General features: G+C 66.9%; 22 protein-coding genes and 1 riboswitch. Of the genes, 14 read left to right on the top strand and 8 right to left on the bottom strand.

What is annotated here, in order from left to right; all coding sequences use genetic code 11:
• Positions 1-24: 24 nt before the first annotated feature.
• From VFW04_06820 to gpmI, 8 genes are read right to left on the bottom strand one after another with little or no spacing between them, the layout of a single operon-like run.
• On the bottom strand, positions 25-693 hold the full coding sequence (locus tag VFW04_06820; protein ID HEX5179023.1) for a methyltransferase domain-containing protein: 669 nt from the start codon (positions 691-693) through the stop codon (positions 25-27).
• Between the two features lie 2 nt (positions 694-695).
• Positions 696-1946, bottom strand: a complete 1251-nt coding sequence (gene glp / locus VFW04_06825) for a gephyrin-like molybdotransferase Glp (GenBank protein ID HEX5179024.1) — start codon at positions 1944-1946, stop codon at positions 696-698.
• A 1-nt stretch (position 1947) separates the two neighbouring features.
• The gene (gene dacB / locus VFW04_06830) at positions 1948-3555 is read right to left on the bottom strand and encodes a D-alanyl-D-alanine carboxypeptidase/D-alanyl-D-alanine-endopeptidase (protein ID HEX5179025.1); all 1608 of its coding nucleotides are present in this window, start codon (positions 3553-3555) and stop codon (positions 1948-1950) included.
• Positions 3552-4088, bottom strand: a complete 537-nt coding sequence (gene mobB, locus VFW04_06835; protein ID HEX5179026.1) for a molybdopterin-guanine dinucleotide biosynthesis protein B — start codon at positions 4086-4088, stop codon at positions 3552-3554. Before mobB ends, dacB begins: the two co-directional genes overlap by 4 nt.
• Positions 4054-4707, bottom strand: a complete 654-nt coding sequence (locus tag VFW04_06840; protein ID HEX5179027.1) for a molybdenum cofactor guanylyltransferase — start codon at positions 4705-4707, stop codon at positions 4054-4056. The genes mobB and VFW04_06840 overlap by 35 nt, the downstream gene beginning before the upstream one ends.
• A 30-nt stretch (positions 4708-4737) precedes the next feature.
• Entirely contained in the window at positions 4738-5166 is a 429-nt protein-coding gene (locus tag VFW04_06845; protein HEX5179028.1) for a 6-carboxytetrahydropterin synthase, read from the bottom strand.
• A gap of 13 nt (positions 5167-5179) precedes the next feature.
• The gene (locus VFW04_06850) at positions 5180-5878 is read right to left on the bottom strand and encodes an outer membrane beta-barrel protein (protein ID HEX5179029.1); all 699 of its coding nucleotides are present in this window, start codon (positions 5876-5878) and stop codon (positions 5180-5182) included.
• Entirely contained in the window at positions 5875-7452 is a 1578-nt protein-coding gene (gene gpmI, locus VFW04_06855) for a 2,3-bisphosphoglycerate-independent phosphoglycerate mutase (GenBank protein HEX5179030.1), read from the bottom strand. The genes VFW04_06850 and gpmI overlap by 4 nt, the downstream gene beginning before the upstream one ends.
• A 148-nt stretch (positions 7453-7600) precedes the next feature.
• On the opposite strand from gpmI, the gene VFW04_06860 reads away from it, so the two are divergent.
• The 14 genes from VFW04_06860 (at position 7601) to VFW04_06925 (ending at position 21435) form a co-directional block, all read left to right on the top strand.
• Positions 7601-8614, top strand: coding sequence for a hypothetical protein (locus VFW04_06860; GenBank protein ID HEX5179031.1), 1014 nt, complete (start codon positions 7601-7603; stop codon positions 8612-8614).
• On the top strand, positions 8611-9372 hold the full coding sequence (locus VFW04_06865) for a hypothetical protein (GenBank protein HEX5179032.1): 762 nt from the start codon (positions 8611-8613) through the stop codon (positions 9370-9372). Before VFW04_06860 ends, VFW04_06865 begins: the two co-directional genes overlap by 4 nt.
• A 30-nt stretch (positions 9373-9402) precedes the next feature.
• A complete protein-coding gene (locus VFW04_06870) occupies positions 9403-10254 on the top strand; it encodes a L,D-transpeptidase (protein ID HEX5179033.1) in 852 nt (283 codons plus the stop codon).
• Positions 10255-10358: 104 nt separating this feature from the next.
• Positions 10359-10443: riboswitch (cyclic di-GMP riboswitch) on the top strand.
• Positions 10444-10452: 9 nt separating this feature from the next.
• Positions 10453-11442 (top strand): D-Ala-D-Ala carboxypeptidase family metallohydrolase, encoded by a 990-nt coding sequence (locus VFW04_06875; protein HEX5179034.1) that lies wholly within the window; start codon positions 10453-10455, stop codon positions 11440-11442.
• A 35-nt stretch (positions 11443-11477) separates the two neighbouring features.
• Positions 11478-12515 (top strand): hypothetical protein, encoded by a 1038-nt coding sequence (locus VFW04_06880; GenBank protein HEX5179035.1) that lies wholly within the window; start codon positions 11478-11480, stop codon positions 12513-12515.
• Positions 12516-12537: 22 nt separating this feature from the next.
• Positions 12538-12972: a DUF2281 domain-containing protein gene (locus tag VFW04_06885; GenBank protein ID HEX5179036.1), complete on the top strand. Its 435-nt coding sequence runs from the start codon at positions 12538-12540 to the stop codon at positions 12970-12972.
• Positions 12969-13466, top strand: coding sequence for a YkvA family protein (locus VFW04_06890; protein HEX5179037.1), 498 nt, complete (start codon positions 12969-12971; stop codon positions 13464-13466). Before VFW04_06885 ends, VFW04_06890 begins: the two co-directional genes overlap by 4 nt.
• A 57-nt stretch (positions 13467-13523) precedes the next feature.
• Positions 13524-15065, top strand: a complete 1542-nt coding sequence (gene guaB, locus VFW04_06895; protein HEX5179038.1) for an IMP dehydrogenase — start codon at positions 13524-13526, stop codon at positions 15063-15065.
• A gap of 140 nt (positions 15066-15205) precedes the next feature.
• Positions 15206-16681 (top strand): amino acid permease, encoded by a 1476-nt coding sequence (locus VFW04_06900; GenBank protein HEX5179039.1) that lies wholly within the window; start codon positions 15206-15208, stop codon positions 16679-16681.
• A gap of 63 nt (positions 16682-16744) precedes the next feature.
• On the top strand, positions 16745-17809 hold the full coding sequence (locus VFW04_06905; protein ID HEX5179040.1) for a DHH family phosphoesterase: 1065 nt from the start codon (positions 16745-16747) through the stop codon (positions 17807-17809).
• A gap of 11 nt (positions 17810-17820) precedes the next feature.
• Positions 17821-18084, top strand: a complete 264-nt coding sequence (locus VFW04_06910) for a NifU family protein (GenBank protein HEX5179041.1) — start codon at positions 17821-17823, stop codon at positions 18082-18084.
• Between the two features lie 20 nt (positions 18085-18104).
• Positions 18105-19241 carry an Mrp/NBP35 family ATP-binding protein gene (locus VFW04_06915; protein HEX5179042.1) on the top strand — a complete coding sequence of 379 codons (1137 nt, stop codon included), beginning with the start codon at positions 18105-18107 and terminating at the stop codon, positions 19239-19241.
• Entirely contained in the window at positions 19238-20683 is a 1446-nt protein-coding gene (locus VFW04_06920) for an MATE family efflux transporter (GenBank protein ID HEX5179043.1), read from the top strand. Before VFW04_06915 ends, VFW04_06920 begins: the two co-directional genes overlap by 4 nt.
• A gap of 2 nt (positions 20684-20685) precedes the next feature.
• Entirely contained in the window at positions 20686-21435 is a 750-nt protein-coding gene (locus VFW04_06925) for an SAM-dependent chlorinase/fluorinase (GenBank protein ID HEX5179044.1), read from the top strand.
• The last annotated feature ends 66 nt before the right edge of the window (positions 21436-21501 follow it).

The raw sequence follows: 21501 nt of genomic DNA on the forward strand, positions 1-21501 counted from the left end.
GGCGCCGCGCCGGCGGCGCCGCGCCTAACGAGGTACCGCGCGGCGCAGCTCGAGCAGCCGCACGCGAAAGGTGAGTCCATCGTCGCGCACCTCGCGAACAGGTGCGGCGGCAAGCTCGAACCCCAACGACTCGCACGCGCTCACGAACGCATCGGCGGCCATGCGGCCCGGGTCGGCGACGGTGGCGACGCCGTGCGCCGCCAGCGCGCGGTCGAGCACCTGCGCGACGAGCTGCCCGTAGTCGCGCTCATAGAGCACATCGGCGGCGATGATGCGGTCGAAGCGGCCGAGATCGTCGGGCAGGCGCCGCCAATCGACGAGGCGGGTGCGCGGCGCGCGTCCGACGTTGCGCAGGGCATTGACGCGCGCAAAGCAGAGCGCGTCGTCGTAATAGTCGATGGCGGTCACGTCGTAGCCAGCACGGAGCGCCGCGATGCTGCTCAGTCCGAGGCCGCAGCCTAACTCGAGGCACGAGCGGCCCGCGCCCGATTCGCTCGCGACCGCGTCGGACAGCGCGCGCGAGGCGGGCCAGAGGTCGGCCCAGTACGGCAACCGCTCGTCGCGCGAGAAGTCCTCTTCGTCGATGAGCGCCTCGATCGAGCGCGGCTTGAGGAGCGTGACGCGCTGTCCGGCGACGTCGACGTCCTGGGTGACGCAGACATGGCGCCGCTCGATGTCCTCGGCCAGTGTCACGGTCAGAGGGCGAAGGTCGCGCTCATGTGCGCATCTTCGCCGAGCAGCAGCGCGTTCACCGTTTCACCGGCCTCGACGCGCGGCCGGTCTTCGGGGATGACGAGGAGCGCATTGGCGCGCGCCATGGACGTGAGCACGCCGGACCCCTGCGGTCCCGTCAGCCGGGCGGTCATCGCGCCGCCGGCGCCGACCGAGACGATGCCGCGCATGAAGTGCGTGAGCGGGGCGGCGATCGCGACCGGTTCTTCGAGCGTCACCGGGATTGGGCGCCGGTAGAGCCGCGTATGGCCGAGCATTTTGCGGAGCATCGGCCGCACGAACAGGTCGAAGGTGACCATGGTCGAGACCGGGTTGCCGGGCAGCCCGACCCACGGCCGCGTGCCGAGCCAGCCGAAGCCGAGCGGCGCACCCGGGCGCATGCGCACCTTCCACACCGTCATCCCGACGCCTAACTCAGTAAGGACACTGCGCACGTAATCGAACTCGCCGGCGGAAATCCCGGCCGACGTGATCAACAGGTCGGCGCCCGAGCTGCGCGCGATGCGGTCGCGGAGCTCGCCCGGATCGTCGCGGACGAGTCCCAGGTTGATCGGCTCGCCGCCTGCGGCGCGGATCATCGCGTGCAGCGTATAGCTGTTGGACGTGAGGATTTTGCGGCCGGCCACGGCGTCCGGAAGTCCATCGAGATCCACGATCTCGTCGCCGGAGCCGAAGAACGCCACGCGGGGACGGCGATAGACATCGACGACCGCGGCGCCTATCGAGGCAAGGACGCCGACTTGCGCCGGACCGATGGGTTGTCCGCGATCGAACACGGTGCTGCCTGCCTCGATGTCTTCGGCCCGGCGGCGCACATTGCGTCCCGCGTCCCGCGCGTCGTGAATGGCGACCTGGGCAGTGCCGCGATCGGTGTCTTCCACGCGCACCACGCCGTCGGCGCCTTCGGGCATCTGTGCGCCGGTCATGATGCGCGTCGCCGTGCCACGTTCGACGCGCCGCGATGGGAACGCACCGGCGGCCACGGTTTCGAGAACGCGCAGCGTCACCGGCGCGCCGGGTCGGGCGTCGCGCACGTCGTCCGAGCGCACCGCGTAGCCATCCATCGCCGAATTGTCCCACGCCGGAAGCGTGAGCGGCGACCGCACGGGCTCGGCGAGGACCCTGCCTAACGAATCGAGGAGCGCGACGCGCTCGGCGCCGAGCGTGCGGATGTCGGCGATGATACGCGCCGCGGCGTCGGCGACGGAGAGCATGCTACGGGGTGCCGCCGCCGAGGCGCATGGACGCCAGGTCGACCGCGATGGCGTCCTGCACCCGCTCGATCTCGCGCACCGATGTCGTCCAGTTGTTGCACAGCGCGCTGAAGATCAGCATGTGGCCGTCGGCGGTGGTCACATAGCCACTGAGCGATCGCGCGTTCGCCACGAATCCCGTTTTCGCGTGCACGTTGCCCTGCGCGGGCGTCCCGCGCATGCGGTTTCCGATCGTTCCGTCGACGCCCGCGATCGGCAGCGCGTCGTAAAATGCGCTGAATGCGGTGTCCTTGCGGATCGATGCCAACACGCGCACGAGGGTTTCGGGCGTGAGGTAGTCGTAGCGCGAGAGGCCGCTGCCGTCGCGTTGGACGAAGCCATCCGGCTGCACGCCCCAGGCGAGCAGCTGGCGACGCACGACGGCGATGCCGCTGTCGGCCGTGCCCGAGCCCGCGCGCTCGAGGCCAATCGTGCGCAACAGGATTTCGGCGATCTGGTTCTGCGACGGCTTGGCCATCGCGCGCAGCACGTCGCGCAGCGGCGGCGACAGGTAGGTGAACAAGGTGTCGGCCATCGGCGGCGCGGCGCGAGCCCGATGCGCGCCGCAACCGCCGAATCCCTTCCGCTCCTTCACATTGCGGAGCACGACGCCGCGTTCGATGAGCGCTCCGCGCAGCGCCTCGAGGTACGCGGTATTCTGATCGGGATAGACGACGTCCATCGTGTCGACGACATCGGGCGCGATCCACCCGGTGAGCACGACAGTTCCGGTGAGGGTGTCGAGCGACGTGTGCAGTTCGCCATCCAGTCGCGAGAACCGATGACGGCCGCCGCTGCCGGAGGCGAGGGATTCGGGCGGGAATGCCGTGAGTGCGGCGACGCGCACGGTGGGATAGCGCGGCGTGGGCAGCACGGCGACGCTCACTTTGCTGCCGGGTTTGCGTCCGCCGCGGATCACCATGCGGGCGGCGCCTTCGTTGAAGAACAATTCGTCGACGCCCGCGCTGTAGGACGCATCGAGGTCGTCCCAGGACCAACCGTAGCCCAACGTTGGGCCTGGAAACGCATCGAAGCCGCTCAGCACCTGGCCCGCGACGCGATCGATGCCGCGTGCGCGCAGGGAGTCGGCGATGTCGCGCATGGCGGAGAGGGCGTCGCCGCGCATGGCGTCGCTTTCGCTCGGATCGCCGCGGCCGTCCACCACCAGATCGCCGTGCAGCGTACCGTCGCAGACCGGGCCGTCGGCCACGAAGGTGGTGCGGAACTGGAAGTTGGGGCCTAACTGAGCCAGCGCCACGGATCCGGTGATCACTTTCATGTTCGACGCCGGCATGAACAACTTGCCGGCATTGTGCGAGTAGAGCGTGTCGCCCCCGTCCGGATCGACGATGAGGATGCCCCAGTTGGCATTGCGGAACACCGAGTCCGCGATCATCGAATCGATACCGGTGCGCAACACTTCGAGCGGCGATGGCGGCGCGGCACTCGTGGCCATCTGCGACGCAGGAAGCGCGGCCGGCTGCGGCGCCGGACTCGGATGGGTTCCGCCCGAGGCGCAGCCCAACGCGACGAGGCCCGCGACCACCGCGGGCGTGCGACACACCTTCATTTCGACTCACTCCCGCGCCGCATCACGCGGCGCTCGACGAGATCAGCCACCGCCTCCAACCACTCCGATGTGGCGAAGGAGATTTCCGGCACGCCCGGAGCGATCCCCGGCGTGTCGGTCACGATGGCGAGGTACGTGGATGCCTGCGGCGACGCAAGGTCGTAGAGCGGCGCGTGCTCGTGCACGGCCGCGGCGGTGCGGAACACTTCGATCTTGGGCAGCGCGGACTGCTTGAATCCCTCGCACAAGACGATGTCGGCGTCGGCCATGTAGCGGCGCGCGATGTCCTCCGGGTCTAACGGGTCGGTCCACCGCTCGATGAGCGCGAACTTGTCGGGTGCGGACATCGCGACCTTTTCAGCGAGTCCCTCGTGATAGTGGCGGTAGGTGTCGGTGGTTTCGGGATCGATCTCGAACGTGTGCGTGCCGTGCTTGATGGTCATCACGCGATACCCGCGTCGGTGCAGTTCCGCGGCGAGGCGCACCGTGAGGGTCGTCTTACCGTGGTGCTTCCGGCCGATGATCGCCACCATGGGCGGCGTCGATGCGTGCGGCATATCGCTCTGCGAGCGCGAGCTCGTCCGGTGAATTGACGTTCATGAACAGCACCGCGGGGTCGCCGAAGGCGCGGACGTCCGCGTCGTGCAGTGTCGCGACGCGCACCTCGTCGAAGAACCCGACGACGCGGCGGTCGCCGGCATCGAGGCGGCGCTCGATGGCGGCCACGCACGCTGGATCATAATATGCGCACAGCGGCTCGACACCACGTGGCGATGCGCTTTCGGGGACTGCGACGTCGGCGTCGCGGCCGAGCGCGCGCAGGGCGGTCAGCAGAGGAGCGGACACGAAGGGCATGTCCCAGGCAACGACGAGCACGGGTGTACGGGCATGTGTGAGCGCGGCGTGGATGCCGCCCAGACTTCCGTTGCCGGGCCGCACATCCGTGGCGACGCGCAGGCCAGGTATCCAGGAAGCGGCCGCCGGATCGTTCGCGACGAGCAGCAGGTCATCGGCGGCAATGGCGAGCGCATCGGCGACGCGATCGATCACGCGGCGGCCGCCCACGCGCTCGAGGCCTTTGGGTGCGCCGGCGTACCGGCGCGCCGCTCCACCGGCGAGGATGACGCCGGTGCACGGGCCGGCGCTGGTCACGGAGGCGACGGCGGCGCCGGCACCGGCTGCCTAACGCACGCCGAACGTCGCCGACAGCGTTTCATCTTCGGCGACATCCACGCGCACGAGCTCGACGCCGGCGGGCAGGCGCGGCTGGACGCGCTCGAAGATGAACCGGGCGATGTTCTCGCCGGTGGGCACGAGCCCTCCATCGGCGAATTCGGCGACGTCCAGGTTGATGTTGCGGTGATCGAAGCGGGCAAAGATCTCATCGTCCAGGATGCGGTCGAGGAGACCGAGGTCGATGATCATTCCGGTCGTGTCATCGATGGCGCCGCGGACGGTCACCGTGCACGCGTAATCGTGCCCATGATAGTTGAGGTTGGCGCAGGCGCCGAACACGCTGCGGTTGCGCTCCTCGTTCCAGTCCGGCCGCCGATAGCGGTGGGCGGCGGCGAAATCGACGCGACGGCTGAGTTGGGCGACGGCGCCTGCCATGCGAAGGCGGGGCTCAGCGCCCGACGAGATACGAGATGCCTAACGCGAGCACGCCGTTGTGCAGCCACTGGTTCTGCGGCGACGAGGCCGGAAGCACCGATTTGCCGCCCGGCGGCGCCGCAAAATAGGAATTCGGATACTGGGCCTGATACATGTCGTCCGAGAGCTCGGCGCGCAGCGACCAATGGCCGCCGGGCACGTAGCGCAGGCCGGCGCCGAACGTGATCGCGAATGCCGTTCCGATCTGGAAGCCGCCAATGTCCTTGGCCGTACCGGCGTCGGACACCACACCGCCGCCAAACCCGAAGGTGGGAACGAGGTGGTGCCAGCTCTTGGCGCCTGTCATGTTGAACGTCAGACCGATGTCGGCCAGGTACAGCGGCAGCGAGAAGGTGCCGAGGTTTCGCGTCGGTCCGAGCACGCCGGGCGACACCACATCCCGCTGGGTGAACACGCGCGCGACGTGCGCGTCCATCTCCACCGGTCCGCCTAACTTGAGGCCGTAGCGTACGCCGAGCAGCGGCCCCCCCTGCGGCCCGACGCCGGCGCGTCCAGTGGCGCCGGTGAACCACCCGCTGTAGATCGTGAATTCCTGCTTGTTGGAGAAATCCTGATACGGGCTGGCGGTTGGCGGATAGCCGACCTGCGCCGGTGCGACCGTCGCCACTGCCGCGACGGCGGCCAACGAAAGAACAGCGCAGGTGCGCTTCACGGATGGACTCCTGCACGAGGGGTATGCGCGTGAGCTTGCCTCAGGTCCCGCCCGGTCATCTCGACGGGCTGCTCGAGGCCGAGCATGGTGAGCAGCGTCGGGCCGACGTCGCCTAACGCACCGCCGCCGCGCAGGGGCGGCTCGCCGTCCGGGTCGACGATGACCAACGGAACGGGATTCGTCGTGTGCGCCGTGTGCGGGCCGCCGGTGTCGGGGTCGATCATCATTTCACAGTTGCCGTGGTCCGCGGTCACGATCACCCGCGCCCCGACCTCATCGGCCACGGTCAACACGCGGCCAAGGCACGCATCGACGGTTTCCACGGCGGTAATCGCCGCCGGAATCACGCCCGTGTGGCCGACCATGTCGCCGTTGGCGTAGTTGCACAGAATGAAGTCGTGCTCGCGCGAGCGGATCGCGCGGCACAGCACGTCGGTCACCGGATTCGCGCTCATCTCAGGCGCGAGATCGTACGTCGCGACCTTCTGACTCGGCACGAGCTCTCGGATCTCGCCTCGATACGGCGACTCGAAGCCGCCGTTGAAGAAATACGTCACGTGCGCGTACTTCTCCGTTTCCGCCGTCCGGAACTGCGTGCGTCCGTGCTCGGCCAGCACCTCGGCGACGATCTGCGAGAGCACGAGCGGCGGAAACGCGACGGGAATCGTGAAGGTCTCGTCGTACATCGTCATCGATGCGGCGCGTACCTTGGGACGCTTCGCGATCTCGAACCCCTCGAACTCGTCGCTCGTTACGGCGCGGACGAGTTGGCGCATCCGGTCCGCACGATAATTGAAGAAAATGACGCCGTCGCCGTCGCGCATCGGCGCCACCGGCGTACCGTCCTGCGCGATCACGACCGGTTTGACGAACTCGTCGCTCTCGCCCCGGTAATACGCGGCTTGGATGGCGGCAACGGGGTCCTGGGCCTGGGGCCCGTGCCCAAGCGCCATCGCATCGTACCAGAGCTTGGTGCGATCCCAGCGTTTGTCCCGGTCCATCCCGTAGTACCGTCCGCCCAACGATGCGATGACCGCTTTACCCGACGCGCGCGTGAGCGTCTCCTGCATATAGCGAAGCGCGGAGCGGGGCATGGTGTCGCGACCGTCGAGTAGCGCGTGGATCGCCACGCGCGGCACCTCGAGCCTGGACGCGAGGTTGATGAGTGCGAAGAGATGCCTGTCGACGGCGTGCACGCCGCCGTTGCCGATCAGCCCAACGAGATGCAGGGTGGCGGATCGCTTCTTAGTCTCGCGACAGAGGTCCACGAAGACCTCGTTGCGAAAAAAATCGCCGCTCTCGACAGCGGCATCGATCCGAACGATGTCTTGCGGGACGACACGTCCCGCACCCAAGTTGAGATGCCCAACCTCGCTGTTGCCCATCTGACCGCGCGGGAGTCCCACGGCCAAACCCGAGGCTTCGAGCAGCGTCCGCGGATGCCCTTTCCAGAGTGCGTCCCAGGTGGGAGTGCGGGCCATGGCGATAGCATTCCCTTCGCGTTCGGCACGATAGCCCCAGCCGTCGAGCACGATCAGCACTACCGGCCGCTTTTTCGCCCCCTGAGTTGCCATCTTTGCCGTGTTAAATCCTAAGGGTAGACTGCGACGCGCCGTGCGCCGCCCAAAATGTATGCGCACTCACACTCCCCATCCAGCGATTTGGTCGAGTTGGATCGCCGGCGTGCTGCTCACCCCGGTGTGTCTTACTGCGCAATCAACCGTGACTTCCCACACCGCGCTGCGCGATGCGCCGAAAGGAAGTGCCGTCGCGGAGGTGAGAAGCGGCGCGACGGTGGCGCCGACCGCATCGCAGCGCGGATGGTCCAAGGTCACGCTCGAGGGATATCTACACCGCAGCGTAGTTGACGGGCGTCGCGGGAGCTACTCGATCTCGGTCAAAGCCGACGGTGGCGCTCTCTTGCGGGCGACGCCTTCGAAGTCGGGACGCGTGTTGGCGCTCGTCGCTGACCGAACCGGTCTCACGAAAGTGGGCACACGCGGCGACTGGATTCGAGTGCGTCGGACGGGATGGTTGGCCACGAGCTCGCTGCATGCGAACGCGCCTCAGGTGGCAGCGCGAAAGGCAGCGCCATCGAAGAAGGTGTCGACGCCGCGAAAATCTGCGGCGACAACGACAGTGGCGCGTGGTGCCGCGCCAGCCAGCACGTCTGGCGGTGACAGCACCGCCGTCGCCGAGGGGGACGTTGCTCCGGACAGCGCAACGCAGGCGGTCATGGCGTTGGCGCTCGAGCGACGCGCAACGCTGTACATGGCGCCGGACGCGGGGAGCCTCGGCACCATCGACTCGAGCGCGCGAGTAACCGCTGTGGCGCGCGATCGGGGGTGGGTCCGCGTGCAGGTAGAAGGATGGGTTCGGGCTCAGGACCTCGGTCCATCCGACAGCACGGTGCTGACGATGATCAGCGCGGCCGACCTCCGCGCTCAGCCCGATCGATATCGGGGGCAGGTGGTTCGGTGGGTGGTCCAGAAGATCGCCGTTGAGACGGCGGACCCGTTACGAAAAGGAATGGCGCCGGACGAACCGTACATTTTGGCGCGCGGACCCGGTCAGGAGAATTCCTTGCTGTACCTGGCTCTGCCGCCGTCGCTGGTCGATCAGGCCAAGCGTATCGATCCTCTCGCAGCGATCACTGTGACGGCGCGGGTCAGATCAGGTCGCAGTGAACCTTCAGGTGTGCCGTTGCTCGACGTACTCAGCATTACAGCCAGGTGACTTCGCCTCAGCCTCCGAACGACCCATCGGTGCGGCGGCTCGTCCCGAGCGAGCCGCCGCCGCCGGCCAGGCCGACGTTTTCCGGATTCCGTCGCAACCATCGCGCTCTGTTGTCGGCGATCGTGCTGCTCATCATTGCCTGCTGCGCGTTGGATGGCTGGCTGCTGTACAAGCGCGGTCGATATGAAGCCGAAACGCAGCGGCTTCGCGCGGGAATGGACGAGTTCGAGCGGCAGCGCGCCGATGCGATTCTGAGCTCGCGGTCGAAGCGGCTGAAAATGGAGATGGAATTGATCCGCCGGCAGGCTCGCTGGGGGAAAGAGATTCATCTCGCGGTGTCGGTGGACAGCGGCCGCATGTACCTGGAACGTCAGGGCGCGCTCCTGCGATCGATTCCCATCCGCATGGGACCTGAGCGCCGAATCGGGACGGCGCCGGACACCGTGCATCTGGCCATCCCGCGCGGAGCGCGCGCCGTGCAGGCGGTGCTGAGCGACAGTGATTCCTGGCAGGTGCCGGAGTGGGTGTATACGGATCGCGGACTCACGCCGCCGCCGGCGGCGCGGCGGACGCTGACGAAAGCGTTGGGCCCCGTGGCGATCGTGCTGGATGGCGGCACGGTGATCTACTCGCTGCCGACCAACGGGCCCCTCAACGATTCGTCGTACACGATGCCGGGCAGCGTGCGTGCGCGATCGGAGGACCTGCAGGCGATCGTGCCTAACGTAACCAAAGGGATGGTGGTCTATTTCTACTGAGGGCGTGTCGGGCGCTGCGAGGATCGGGCGATGAATCCGTTTCGCTCGATTTCGCGCGGTGCGTACGTGCTGGGCGGCATCGCGTTGGTCGTGGCGGCGGCGTCCGGCGCATTTCTGTATTCGACGCTGCAAGTGCGGTACCGGCGGGACATCAGCCGGATCGTGTTCAACCGCAACTGGGATCTGCTCGACCAGGTGCGGCGCGATGCCGGCGTGACGGCCGACTCGCTGCGCCGGGCGATGGCGGAGGCGAGTCCCGGCCCGGATGCGGACAAGCCGTATATCGTGGTGAGCATCTCCGACCGCCGGCTGTGGTACAAGTTAGGCGACAGCGTGTTCTACACGACGCGCGTCGCGGTGGGCAGCGGCAAGACGCTGGTGAAGCAGGACGGGCGCGACGAATACAAGTTCGACACGCCGCGCGGCCGCCTCACGGTGCAGAGCAAGGATGCGGGCCCGGTGTGGGTGCCGCCCGATTGGCACTTTCTCGAGATCGCCGAGAAGCGAAAGCTCGGCGTGGTGATGCTCAAGCGCGGACAGAAGGTGCCGGCGGCCGACGGTTCGGTGATCATGGTCGACGGCAACGACGTCGTGAAGAAATATCCGGACGGACACGAAGTGCCGTACGAGTCCGGCGAGGGCCGCGAAATCGTCGACGGAAAGAACATCATCGTGCCGCCTTACGGAACGAATCAGCGCAAATACCGTGGCACGTTAGGCGGCCATCGGCTGAATCTGGGTGACGGCTACGCCCTGCACGGCACCGATGAGCCCAGGTCCGTGGGCGAAGCGACGAGCCATGGGTGTGTGCGCTTGCGCAATGAAGACATCGATTATCTGTACGGCATCGTTCCGGTCGGAACGCCCGTGTACATTTATTGACCGTTTGGTCAGTCAAGTTGGCTTGTAGACACGGGTTGCGGGTTACCGCGAAGTGCGTCCCCCCTAAGGTTATTGGAAGTTCCTCCCCCGTCGTGACGGGGGCTCCTTGCCAAGGGCAAGTCGGCTGCGAAAAGCCGACGCGCAAAGCCAAGAGACGGCCCCGTCGTTGCCGTCAGTCTGGTTGCCGGGGAGGCGCCGATGGTCCGTGCACATACAGGCGCGCATCGCTTCGCGCGCGCCATTCGAGTCGTCGGTGCAGGAATCGCACTCGCAGCGGCCGCAGGCGCGGCACCGCGCGCTGACGCGGCGCGCGTTCCTGTTTCGTCGCGCGATTCGATCGACGCGCCCATTCCGGCCCGCGCGCCGCTTCCCGCCAAAGCAGGTCTCTGGTTTCTCGACTCACTCGTGGGCCGCAGCGGCAAACTTCGCGCGCTCTTCGTGAGTCCGTCGCATCCGTACGGCGTCGATGCGCTTCAAGAATTGTTCGGCGACAGCGCACTCGATCGGCCCGGTGTCTACGCGGTTCATGATAGCGCTCTAACGCAACCGCTCTGCTTCATCTCGCTCGTGCCGTTCGCCGCAAAGCAAAAGGGACGCATCGGATCCTATTGGCTTGGCACTTGGCCGCACGAACGGCACGCGTCTCGCGACTCGATGTACGCCGATCCGGATGGCTTCATCGAAGTCACACCGGAGAACGAGGACACCTGGGTGTCGGAGCACTTTCAACTGCGCGACTTCCTAACGCACGACCAGGAAGACGTGTGGCCCAAGTACCTCGCGCTGAGCCCGAAGTTGGTCGACAAGCTCGAGCTCGTGATCGATGATCTGAATGCGCACGGCGTCGACGTGACACACCTGACGGTCATGTCGGGGTTCAGGACGCCGGAGTACAACAGACGCGGCGTGGGCAAGCGCGGTGGTCGTGCTCGCGACAGCCGTCACCAGTATGGGGATGCGGCGGATGTGTTCGTCGACAACACCGAGTCGGGCCGGATGGATGATCTCAATCACGACGGGCGCGTGAATCTTCGGGACGCTCGCGTCATTCGCGATGCGGTCGATCGCGTGGAAGCAGCACACCCCGATCTGATCGGCGGAGTGGGGCTGTATCACGCGACTCGTGCGCACGGACCATTCGTGCACATCGACACGCGCGGTGAGCGCGTGCGCTGGAGCGCACGGTGATCAGCGGCCGGCCGTCAGCTTCCGGTCGGCATCTCATGCTCCGAGCGGCCTCGGCAACGGGCCGCCACCTAACAAAACTGCTCAAGCTGACATTCTGGGGCGGCGCCGCCGCAGGCGTCATCGGCTGGTATCATCCCCCGGGCGCGCTTGCGACTGCCACCGCGCCTCGACTTGTGGTCGACAGTTCCTTCGGCGCCCTCGCTCTCGAGGCGACACCGGCGCCCGAAGCACTCGGTAAGAGTGGCGAGCTCCGACTTGCCGTTGCCATGCCCGGCGAGGCTGTCGACTATCCGATTACGATGCCTGACGACACGCTCACGCTACGTTACGCGTGGGAGCGCGTGTCTGATTCGCAGTTGGAAGACAGTGCGCGCGCTTACTCGGGCGACACGCTTGTCGCGCCCGAGCAACCGGGCTTCTACCGGCTCACGCTGATTCACGGCACGCAGCAGCACGTGGTCGACGGCATGTCGCTCGCCGTGATGGTGCCGTTTGACGAAAAACACGGTTTGTCCCTCGACGGCTACAAGATCGGATGGTACCGCGGCGAGCGGCATCGCGCGGATTCGACCGATCGTCCCGAAGGCTTCGTGAAGGTGACGTCGGACGAAGTCGACTTGCCGATATCGGCGCACCTCCGCCTGGGCGATTTCCTGTCGCGGGACGGACAGGAGACGTGGCCGCGGTATGCGGCGATCGATCCGCGTGTGTTCGACAAACTCGAGCTGGTGCTCGAGCGCATCTCGCGGTCGCTCGGCCGCGAGCGCGGCGATGTTCCGGTCGAACTCGATCTACATTCTGGATTCCGGACGCCCGCGTACAACCGGCATGTGCCTCGTGCCGCCAGGGACAGTCGCCATCAGTTTGGCGATGCACTCGACGTCTCGATCGATGCGGACGGAAACGGCAAGATCGATCGCAAAGACGCCCGGCTCGTTGCCGCGGCCGTGGACTCGGTCGAAGCGGAGTATCCCGACCTGGTGGGCGGCATGGGAGTGTACACCAGCCGCAGATATCGTCATCCTTACGTGCATATCGACGTGCGAGGCCGCCGCGTTCGCTGGCACGGTTGACGCCGTCACTGCCGTAGATGACATGAACGAGACATTGCGGGATCGCCTCCTGCGCAAGCTCGACACGCTGCCTGATGAGCGTGGTTACCAAGTGCTCGACTACCTCGAGTTCCTAGAATCGCGCTATGCGCAGAAGACCGCGCAAACGCCCAACGTTTTTCAGCGCTTTGCCGAAGGCGTGGAGGACAGCCTGCGGGCGGGCCGGGTTTCGGCGACGGGCATCGCAGAGACGATGGGGCTCTTGAACAAGGCGATGGGAGTGTTGCAGGGCGTTGCGGCGGCGGGGAAATCAGTGGCATCGGATGTGATGGAAGTTGCGGCACGCACGGCGAGTCGCGCCGCATCGACGGATCGAGCGGATGAACCTGCATCCGAAAACGGTGCACCGTCGCCGGCGGCGGCGCCCAGTTCGCCTAACGGAACGCAGTCGCAGGAGCCGACGGGAGGTGCGTCATGAGTCTGAGAACGAAACGTCTCGAGCGACAAGGCGGCAGAGTGCTCGGCGGCGCCTGGCTGCGCGACAAGTACGAGCGACAGGAGCGCCGGTCGGGCCGCGGTCCGCGGCGTGCGGCAAAGCGCACGGTGCTCGGTGCGGTGCGGCAGATTCCGTCGTATCTGAGACTCTTGTGGGGCTTGCTGACCGATGAGCGTGTGTCCGTGCTGGACAAGGTGCTGGTGGGCGCCGCCATCGGTTACGTGGTCATGCCGTTCGACCTCATTCCGGATTTCATTCCGCTGATCGGACAGGTGGACGACATCTACGTGATCATGCTGGCGCTGGACCGGTTGATCTCGCACGCCGGCGCCGAAGTGCTTGCCGATCACTGGGATGGCGATCCGCGCGAGCTAACGCCAAAGAGTCTCGAGGCGGTCCTCTTGGCCGCGGCGTTTTTCCTGCCGTTCAGTGCGCGCGTGCGCGTCCGCCGGCGGCTGCGCAAACGACTCCTGTAGAGGGGCGATGCACCTCAGCGCGCTTGCAGCGTATAGGTGCACGCCGTAGCTTTGGCTATGGCTACCACGACTCGCGCGTCAGCCCTCCGGCCCGCCCATTCCACGTCAGTGGAGGGCGGGCCGTCGCGCATTGACGAGGGCGCGTCGCGCGTGCGCGATGGATACGCGTTGACGTTCGACGACGTGCTGCTCGTTCCTCGTCATTCGCATTCGCATCCGAAGGACGTCAGCACCACATCGCGCTTCACCACCGGCATTCCGCTCAACTTGCCGCTCGTGTCGGCCGCGATGGATACGGTCACCGAATCGGAAATGGCGATCGCGATGGCGCGGGCCGGCGGAATCGGCGTGATCCACAAGAACATGTCGATCGACCGTCAGGCCGCTGAAGTAGATCGCGTGAAGCGGTCCGAGAGCGGTATGATCCTGAATCCCATCACCCTGGCGCCGGACGCGACGCTCCGCGAAGCGAACGCGCTCATGATGCGCTTCAAGATCTCCGGCGTGCCGATCGTGGATCGCGAGGGCCGGTTAGTCGGGATCATTACCAATCGCGACTTGCAATTCGAGCGGAACCTCGACCGTCCGCTGCACGATGCGATGACGAAGGATGGACTGGTCACCGCGCCGGTGGGCACGACGCTCGATGAGGCCGAACGAACTCTTGGACAGCATCGCATCGAGAAGCTGCCGGTGGTCGATGAGTCTGGAAAGCTGCGCGGCCTCATCACGGTGAAGGACATCCATAAGCGCCGGCAGTTCCCGGTGGCGAACAAAGATCAGCACGGACGGCTGCGCGTTGCGGCCGCGATCGGCGCAGCGGGCGACATGACGGAGCGCGCGTCGGCGCTCATCGCAGCCGGAGTCGACGCGATCGTGGTGGATACGGCGCACGGGCATTCGGAGTCGGTGCTGCGGGCTACGGCCACGGTTCGCGAGATGTTCCCGGACGTGCAGCTCATTGCGGGCAACGTGGCGACGCGCGACGGTGCGGCTGCGTTAGTCGAGCGCGGTGTGAACGCGGTGAAGGTTGGCGTGGGCCCCGGGTCGATCTGCACGACGCGTGTGGTGACGGGCGTCGGCGTGCCGCAATTGACGGCGGTGCTCGAGGCGGTCGAGGGGGCGGGTGGCGTGCCGGTGATCGCGGACGGCGGAATCAAGTATTCGGGCGACATCGTGAAGGCGCTCGCCGCAGGGGCCTCATCGGTGATGATGGGGTCGATGCTGGCGGGAACGGAGGAAAGCCCGGGCGAGTCGTTCCTCCTCGAGGGACGTCGCTTCAAGATGATTCGGGGCATGGGGAGTCTTTCGGCCATGCAGGACGGCAGCGCCGATCGGTACTTTCAGGAAGGCGAGATGTCGCCCAAGAAGCTGGTGCCTGAAGGCATCGAGGGTCGGGTGCCATACAAAGGACCTGTGGCCGACGTCATCTATCAGATGGTCGGCGGGCTCCGCAGCGGGATGGGATACGTCGGTTGCGCGACGATCGAGGCGCTGCGCACGGAGACGGAGTTCGTACGGATCACAACGGCCGGTCTTCGCGAATCGCATCCGCACGACGTTGCGATTACCCGGGAGGCGCCCAACTACTCGGTGTAGCCGGCGGTGTGCGAAGCACGTGTCCCTTGACAAAGGGGGGCGCGCCCCGTGAACGTAGCACCGTCGCCGCCTAGTCCTGCCTTCATGTCGCGTGGCGCGCGCGCATCCATCAATATCATAGTCTCCGACGGAGATCCCGAATGAGTTTGTTTGCGACGAAGAGCATAGCCGCGCTCATGGACGAGGCCGGCGCTGAGGGAGAGGGCTCACTCAAGCGGGCGCTCGGGGCGACGAACCTCACGTTATTGGGCATCGGCGCGATCATCGGCGCGGGCATCTTCGTGCTGACGGGCACGGCGGCGGCGCAGTACGCCGGACCAGCGGTGGTGATCTCGTTCATCCTGTCCGGAATCGCCTGTCTGTTCGCCGGCCTGTGCTACGCGGAGTTTGCTTCCATGATTCCGATCGCCGGGAGCGCGTACACGTACGCGTACTCGACGTTGGGCGAATTCCTGGCGTGGATCATCGGGTGGGACCTGATCCTGGAATACTTGTTCGGTGCATCGACTGTGGCCGTGGGATGGTCCGGCTACTTCACCGCACTCATGAACGAGTGGGGCTTACACATTCCGGCATCGCTGTCGAACGCACCACTGACCGTCACGGGTGGATGGCACATTCACGCGACGGGCGCGCTGCTCAATCTGCCGGCGCTGGTGCTCGCCGCGGCGATGACGGTGCTCCTGGTGGTCGGCATCAAAGAGTCGGCGACTTTCAACAACTTCATCGTCTTCGTGAAGGTTGCGATCGTCCTTCTCGTGATCGGCATCGGGTTCGCGTTCGTGAATCCGGCGAACTGGCACCCGTTCATTCCACCTAATACGACGGGTCAGACGGGCGTTTATGGGTGGAGCGGCGTGATCCGCGGCGCAGGCGTGATCTTCTTCGCGTACATCGGGTTCGACGCGGTATCCACAACCGCCCAGGAGGCTCGAAATCCGCAACGCGACATGCCGATCGGGATTCTCGGATCGTTAGCCATCTGTACGGTTCTGTACATCCTCATGGCGCTGGTCATGACGGGCCTGGCGCACTACACAGATCTCAACGTCGCGTTTCCGGTGTACGTCGCGATCGCGCACACGGGGATTGGCTGGCTCAAGGAAGTGGTCAACATCGGGGCGATCCTGGGTCTGGCGTCGGTGGTGCTGGTCATGTTGATGGGCCAACCGCGTATTTTCTTTTCGATGGCGCGCGACGGACTTCTCCCGCCCGTCTTCGGGAAGGTGCACCCGCGGTTCAAGACACCATACGTGACGACGATACTCACTGGGTCGGTTGCCGCGATCGTCGCCGGTCTGTTTCCGATCCAGCTGCTGGGCGAACTAGTCAACATCGGTACGCTTCTCGCTTTTGCAATCGTGTGTGCGGCGGTGATCGTGCTGCGCCGTACGCGACCGGATCTACATCGTCCATTCCGCACGCCGCTTGTCCCGCTCGTTCCGATCCTGGGGATTTTCTGCTGCGTGGGGCTCATGGTGTTCCTGCCGCTCGACACGTGGATCCGGCTCGCCGTATGGCTCGTCATAGGGCTGTTCATCTACTTTGGTTACGGCCGGTATCACTCCCGGCTGCAGCAGAACATCGAAGCACCGTCCGCCGTCGCGGCGGATTGACCGCGCGATTCTTGCACGGAGAGCGGCGCCCCGGTTCGGGGCGCCGCTTGCTATTGATAGACCATGACTCTATCGCTGCCTGATCTCTTGACTGTTCCGTCGGTGCGCCGCGCCGCGGCCGAGCGCATCGGCGCCGAGCTGAAGCCCGGGCGGAAAGTGGCGCTGTCGACGCACATCAACGCGGACGGCGACGGATGCGGGTCGGAAGCGGCGATGGCGCATTTGCTCGCCCAGCGCGGGCTGGTGGTGCGCATCGTCAATCCCACGCCGTGGCCGTCGATGTTCTCGTTTCTGCTCGAGGGCGTGGACGAGCGTAGCGCCGCCGGCGCGCGCGCCATCGAGGACATCGATCTTCTCGTGGTGCTCGACATCAACGACGTGCGCCGGTTAGGCAACCTGGCCGACGCGGTACGCGCCCTGCACGTGCCGCGCATCGTCGTCGATCATCACGTGCCGAGTGATGCGCCGGCGGGCGACATCGTGATGGCGGACATCGCCGCGTGCGCGACCGGCGAGCTGGTGTTCGATCTGGCGTGCGTCCTCGACCTTCCGCTCTCGCCCGCCATCGCGCGGGCGCTCTATACGGCGATTCTCACCGACACCGGCGGGTTCCGTTTCAGTAACACGTCGCCACGGTGTCATGCGATGGCCGGGCAACTGCTCGCCGCGGGCGTCGATCCCGAGGAGATGTACCGCCGCATCTACGCGTCGGTCTCCGTTGGGCGCTTGCGCGTGATTCGCGAAGCGCTCGAGTCGCTGCACGTGGATGTGGCGTACGGACTGTCGTGGGTCTCGCTGCCGTCGGGCGCGCTCGAGCGACACCACGTACATCCCGAGGAACTGGACGGCATCGCAGAGTATCCGCGCAGCGTGGCGGGTACGCGCATGGCGATCTTCTTCCGCGAGCTGCCGCACGGCCAGGTGAAGGCGTCGTTTCGGAGCACAGGGAGCGTCGACGTGAACGCGTTTGCGCGACAATTCGGCGGCGGTGGTCACGCGCGAGCCGCGGGCGCACTCATCCCTGGTTCGTTGGACGAGGTCTGCGATCGTGTGCTGCGCGCGGCTCGTGAGTTCGTCGGCAAGCAGTCGCCGGGGCGAGACTTGGCAGGCGAGCCGGCCCCCACCTAGCTTTCGGCATCATGAGCTTGTGGAAGCACGCTCCGCGCGATGACGAATCCGTCGAGCGCCGGATTCGCGAAGCGCTGACGGAAATGCGGCCGCTGTTGCGTCTCGATGCCGCAGTGATCGAGCTCATCGAGTTCGACGGTGAGACGGGCGTTGCGGTCCTCCGCATCGGTGGCGACTGCCCGGATTGTGACATGGATGCCGGAATGTTGCGCCAAGGGATCGAAGCGCACCTGCGCATGCAGGTGCCGGAGATCAGCGCGGTGCGCGCGGTCTGAACGATCGGGGAGATCACGACATGTCTGAACCTCTGCAAGCGCGCATCGCGGCAGCGTTGCGCGCGGTGACGAATCCGCGCACCGGCCTCGACGTGATGTCGTCGGAGATGATCCGCGACATCGGCGTGACGGTCGAAGGCCGGGTGCGCTTCACCATGCTGCTTGCTGCCGAGGATCCGGCATCGCTGGTGCGCGCGGTGCGTCAGGCGGTCGAAGCTGTCGACGGGGTTACCGACGTGCGCGTGGACGTGAAAGATCCGTCGCAGGCAAAGCAGAAGTCGCAGCCGCCGGCACAGGACGCGTCACCTGCGGGGCGCGCGCTGCCGGTGATCGGACAGGAGCCGCAGTCACGGCGCGCGGCGGTGCCGCCTCCGCCGACACCGGTCGAGTATCCCAACCTGGGGCATGTGATCGCGATCTCGAGCGGCAAGGGCGGCGTCGGGAAGACGACGGTCGCGACCAACCTCGCCGTTGCATTGGCGCGGAGTGGTGCACGTGTGGGCATCATGGACGCGGACGTCTATGGGCCTAACATTCCGCGCATGATGGGCGTTGACGAAGCCCCGCCGGTGATGAACAACCGCATCAAGCCGCTCGTGGCGCATGGCGTGAAGCTGATGAGCCTCGGGTTTCTGATCGAGCGGGACCAGCCGGCGATCTGGCGCGGTCCGATCGTGATGAAGATCGTGACGCAGTTTCTGCGCGACGTGGATTGGGGCGAGCTCGACTATTTTCTGGTCGACATGCCGCCGGGGACGGGCGACGCGCAGTTGTCGCTGGTGCAGGCGACGCACGTGCACGGCGCGGTGATCGTGACGACGCCGCAGCCCGTGGCGGTCGGCGACGCGCTGCGGGGCGCGCGGATGTTCCAGCGGGTGAGCGTCCCGGTGTTAGGCATCGTCGAGAACATGAGCTGGCTCGAGTGCAGCGGCTGTGGCGCGCGGACGCCGATCTTCGGCGCCGGCGGCGGGCGCGGTCTGGCCGATGAGCTGGGTGTGCCGCTGCTCGGCGAGATTCCGCTCTATCCGCCCGTGCGCGCGGGCGGCGACGAAGGCGTGCCCATCGTGTTGTCGGAGCCGGAGTCGGCGGCCGCGCGCGCGCTCGAAGATGCCGCGCGTCGCGTCGTGGACGCGGTGGACCGGGCCAGAGCGGCATGAGCGAGCGAAGCGTGACGCCGTCCACTCCAACGCGGCCGCCGGAGCTCGATCCGGCGGCCGCGTTGCCGTTGGACCCTCGCGACGGGCTTCTGACCGTCGCGGTGACGGGCGAGTACGGGGCGAACCCGGCGATCACGAGTGGGCCGCTGGCGCGCGCGATCGTGGTGTTCGCGCTGCCGGCGGTCGCGTCGATGCTGCTCATGACGTTGTTCTACTCGGTCGACGCGTTCTGGGTGGGTCAGAAGATCGGCGCGGCCGGCCTGGCGGCGGTGTCGACGTCGATATTCTGGATCTGGATGATCATCTCGTGCGCCGACATGATCAGCGTCGGCCTAACGGCCGTCGCGTCGCGGCGCCACGGGCAGGGCCGGCCGGACGCCGCGGCGCGGGCGGTGGGCGACGCGGTCGTGTATGCGCTGTTCATCGGGGCGGTCATTGCCGTCGCGGGGCACCTGGCGCTCGACCGAATGTTCGCGGTGATGGACACGCCGCCCGACGTCACCGTGTTAGGCATCCGGTATCTCGGGACCTACCTGATCGGGGCGCCGCTCATTTTCGGTTTCTTCGCCGTGGACGCGGCGTTCCGCGCCTCCGGCGACACGCGCACGCCGTTCCTGCTCCTCGTGACCACGGTGGCGGCGGCGCTGGTGCTGGACCCGGTGCTCATCCTCGGCCTGGGGCCGGCGCCACGGTTAGGCATCGCGGGCGCCGCGGTGGCGACGATCGCCACGCGCGCGGTCGCCTTCGTGCTCGGCATCGCGCTCCTCGCGCGCCGACGGAAGATCCGCGTGGGGCGGATCGCGTTCGGCACGCTGGCCGCGATCTCGCGCGTCGGGCTCCCCACCGCCGTGACGGGCATCGTGTTCGCGATCGTGTACGTGCTCCTCACGCGCACGACCGCGGAGTTCGGCACGCCGGCGTTGGCGGCCCTCGGCGTCGGGCAGCGGGTCGAGAGCTGGACGTTCATGATCGGCGTGGGCTGCGCCGCCGCGGCCGCGGCCATGGTCGGACAGAACCTCGGCGCGCGGCAGCCGCAGCGCGCGGCGCGCGCCGGCTGGATCGCCACGGGGTTTTCCACGGCGATCTGCGCCGTCGGTGCGCTGCTCGAGTTCACGTTGGCGCCGCAGTTCACCGGGCTGTTCACGCGCGATCCGGCGGTCGTGATCGAGGGCGCGCATTATCTGCGGATCGCGGCGGTATCAACACTGTTCAGCGGAAGCGAGCTCGTGTTGGAGGGTGCGCTGGGCGGCGCCGGGGAGACGCTGCCGCCCATGCTCACGTCGAGCACGCTGACGGTGCTGCGGCTTCCGATCGCGGTGTGGGCGGCTGCCAGGTGGGGCACCGCCGGGATCTGGTGGACCATCTCGATCACTGCGTTGGGCCGCGGCGTGGCGATGATGTCGCTCTGGCGCTGGGGCCGATGGAAGCGTAAGTCCGTGTGACCATGCCGCTGATCACGCTCCTCACCGACTTCGGCACCGCCGACGGATACGTCGGCGAAATGAAGGGGGTGATCTACGCGATGCTGCCGCAGGCGCAGCTGGTGGACATCGCGCACGACGTGGCGCCGCAGGATGTGGATGGCGCGCGGCTCGCCATCGCGCGCTACTGGCGGCGCTTTCCGTTAGGCACGATCCACCTGGTGGTGGTGGATCCGGGCGTCGGCACCTCGCGCGCGGCGCTGGCGGTGGAGAGCGACGGCCGGTTTCTCGTCGGGCCCGACAACGGCGTGCTGTCGCCCGCGTTGCTGCGGTCGGACGTGCGGGTCGTCGAGCTGCCGACCCCGCCGCAGGCGTCGGCGACATTTCACGGGCGCGACGTGTTCGCCCCGGCCGCGGCGCGCCTCGCCGGTGGCTCGCCGCTCGAGGCGTTAGGCCGGACGTACGACGCGCCCCTGCTGCGTCGCACGCCCGAGGCGAAGCGGATGGCCGATGGCACCCTGTCGGGCGAAGTGATCACGGTCGACCGGTTCGGCAATCTGATCACCAACCTCGTGGCGCCGCGTGGAGGATCGGTAGTGCTCGGCGAGCACGTGGTGCCGATCGTGCGGTCGTACGGCGACGGCACATCGGGCGATGTGGTGGCCGTGACCGGGTCATCGGGCTTGCTCGAGATCGCCGTGCGAGATGGCAGCGCCGGCCGGACGCTGGGTGCGGCGCGCGGGACGCCGGTGCTTCTCAGGCCGGCGCCGTAGAACGGCCAGCACACGGCGTCGGATATTTGAATCGCGCTTTGTGGGTCGACGAGCCGGCGGCGACCG

The organism is Gemmatimonadaceae bacterium (assembly GCA_036273715.1).
Taxonomy (GTDB): domain Bacteria; phylum Gemmatimonadota; class Gemmatimonadetes; order Gemmatimonadales; family Gemmatimonadaceae; genus JADGGM01.